The sequence below is a fragment of the Collinsella sp. AM43-1 genome (assembly GCF_003467925.1).
In the GTDB taxonomy this organism is placed as follows: Bacteria; Actinomycetota; Coriobacteriia; order Coriobacteriales; family Coriobacteriaceae; genus Collinsella.
Genome location: NZ_QSFR01000038.1, coordinates 1 through 2,381, shown reverse-complemented (window position 1 = coordinate 2,381; position 2,381 = coordinate 1). Strand labels below are relative to the sequence as shown.

3 protein-coding genes and 1 pseudogene are annotated in these 2,381 nt (G+C 71.6%); all 4 read right to left on the bottom strand.

Annotated features, from left to right (window positions below; translation table 11 throughout):
* Positions 1 to 984, bottom strand: a 984-nt coding sequence (locus DW925_RS09930; RefSeq protein WP_147349537.1) for a histidine kinase dimerization/phospho-acceptor domain-containing protein, incomplete at its 3' end; no start/stop codon positions are given.
* A 26-nt stretch (positions 985 to 1,010) separates the two neighbouring features.
* Positions 1,011 to 1,673: a response regulator transcription factor gene (locus DW925_RS09925; protein WP_055250129.1), complete on the bottom strand. Its 663-nt coding sequence runs from the start codon at positions 1,671 to 1,673 to the stop codon at positions 1,011 to 1,013.
* Between the two features lie 45 nt (positions 1,674 to 1,718).
* Entirely contained in the window at positions 1,719 to 2,120 is a 402-nt protein-coding gene (locus DW925_RS09920; protein ID WP_055250127.1) for a hypothetical protein, read from the bottom strand.
* A pseudogene (locus DW925_RS10145) lies at positions 2,113 to 2,381 on the bottom strand (lantibiotic ABC transporter permease); the annotation flags it as partial. The gene DW925_RS09920 and the pseudogene DW925_RS10145, both read right to left, overlap by 8 nt.

Genomic DNA, 2,381 nt, shown 5'->3' with positions numbered 1-2,381 from the left:
GATCTGGGCGGCCTCGGCGAGGACCTGCTCGCAAAGCTCGGCCGGCCGCATGGGGGCCCTCTCCGCCCCGCCGGACCCGCGCGAGGCCTCGATGAGCAGGCGCACGTAGCCGTCGAGCCTTTCGACACTGCCGGCTATGTCGCGCGCGGCGGCCGCGAGGTCGGCGTCTTTCTCGTCTTCCAGCTCCTCCGCTACGAAGTCGGCGTTGGCGCGCAGCACGGTGAGCGGCGTCTTGAGGTCGTGGGCGAGCGACGTCATCTGCTCGCGCTGCCCCCGCTCCGCGGCCCAGCGGGCCTCGAGCGACTCGGCGAGGGAGGCCCGCATGGCGTCCATCGCGGCGAGGACGTCGTTCACCTCGCGCACGTTGGTGCTGCCGACCGCGAAGTCGAGCTCCCCCGCGCCGACGCGCCCCGCCGCCTCCGCGAGCGGCGCCATCTTGCGCGAGATCACGCGGCTCGCGCGGCGCGCGACGAGCGCAAGCGCAAGTGCGCTTCCCGCCGTGGCGCCGACGAGCATGAGGTTCTGCGGGTTGGGAAGCAGGCCGGCGAGGTCGCGCGAGACCCACTGCGGCAGATACTCGCTGACGAGCGCGCAGGCCCCGCCACCTTTGAGCGGGAACGCGGCGTAGGTAACGCCCGAACCCCCGCCCTCGATCTCCACTGTGCCCGGATCCGCGGCGAGTGCCGTACGAGCCATTTCCTTCGCGTCCTCGAGCCGCGTGCTCTCGAGGTCTGTCATCAGCACGTTTCCGTCCTTGTTCAGGATGAGGTAGCGGTACGCCGTCGGCACGTCCTGCTGCCCGCAGACGCCGTCGCGTGCCAGGCCCTCCGCGACCTCGCGCGCATTGGCCGGCCCCCAGCTTGCCTCGTAGACGAAGCCCGCGTTGATCGCCACAGAGAGCATCATGAACGAGGCGAGCCACGCCGTGGCGACTGCCGCGAACGCGTAGGCGAAGTAGCGCGCGATGACGAAGGAGAGCGGCATGCCCCCGCGACCTCGCGCCCCGATCCTCAGAGCTGCCACTTGTACCCCATCCCCCAGACGGTCGCGATCGGATCGGCGCCGGCCTCGGAGAGTTTCCTCCGGGCGCGACTGACCTGCATGGATATGGCCGCGTCGTCGGCGTCGCTCTCCCAGCCGAGCACCGCCTCGCGTATCTGCGCGCGGCTCATGACCTGCCCGGGGTGGCGGGCGAGGTACTCGCAGATGGCGTACTCGGTGGGCGTGAGCGGCACGGCCTCGCCGCCCACGGCGAGGCCGCGCGCCCTGAGGTCGATCCGCACCTCCCCGAAGGAGAGGGCGTGCGAGCGCGGCCGGCGCTCACGGCGTAGATGGGCCGCGACCTTGGCGCGCAGCTCCGCGGCCCCGAAGGGCTTGCGGACGTAGTCGTCGGCGCCCAGGCCGTAGGCGGCCACGGCATCCTCCTCGGCCACGCGAGCGGTCAGGAAGACGATGGGGCCGTCGAAGTCCGGGCGGATCTGCCGCACGAGCTCGAAGCCGTCGAGCCCCGGCATCATGACGTCGCAGAGCACGAGGTCGAAGCGCGAGAGGTCCATCCCCGGGACCGCCGTCGGGTCCTCCGCCTTGACGACCTCATGGCCGTCGCGGCCGAGGACGCGCGCAAGCGCGTCGAGGATCGCCCGTTCATCATCCACTGCCAGTATCCTCGCCATGTTCGACCTCCTGAAACTCTCGTCGGAATTGTACTAACGCCGCGCTCAGCGGTCCAGAGCCCTGCGCGCAGCCACGGGTGTCTCGGCCGCGTCGCACGCGCGGTAGCGCACGCCCGAGCCGCCGCGCGCCTCGATCTCGAGCCAGCCCTCGCCGTCCGACTCCCGCCCGAAGAAGATGAGCTGGAGCTCTCGGACATTGCCTCTGTCGTCCGCCGCGTCCACCAGGTAGACGTAGTTTGCCCCCGCCCCGGTGGCGTCGGCGTAGGAGCTCGCGTGGCTGCCGGGCTCGGGCGCGGGCGCCCACATGGCGATCTCAGGGTTAGGCAGCACGCGGTCGGCGATCGAGCGCAGCGCCGACCCCCAGCCGGCGTCGAGCAGGGCATTCCCGCCCAGGACGAGCGCTGCGGAGAGGAGGACGAACATGGCGGCGAGCGGCTTCCTACGCATCTGCCCTCCCGTCCTCGAAGCGGCAGAACCAGGCAAGAAGGACGGCGTCGGCTGCCAGGGTGAGAACGAGGCTAGCGAGCGCAGTCGTGAGGAGAGGGCCCGCCGCGCGTGCGGCGTCGATGAAGGCCTCCACCCCGAGCGACCCCAGGCGCGCGGGCCAGGCGAGCGGCACCCAGCTCAGGGGCGTCGCCAGAGCGCCGGTGAGCTCGCCGGTCATGAGGCCGTGCGCAAGTCCGCCCACCGAGAAGAACGCGAGGAGCA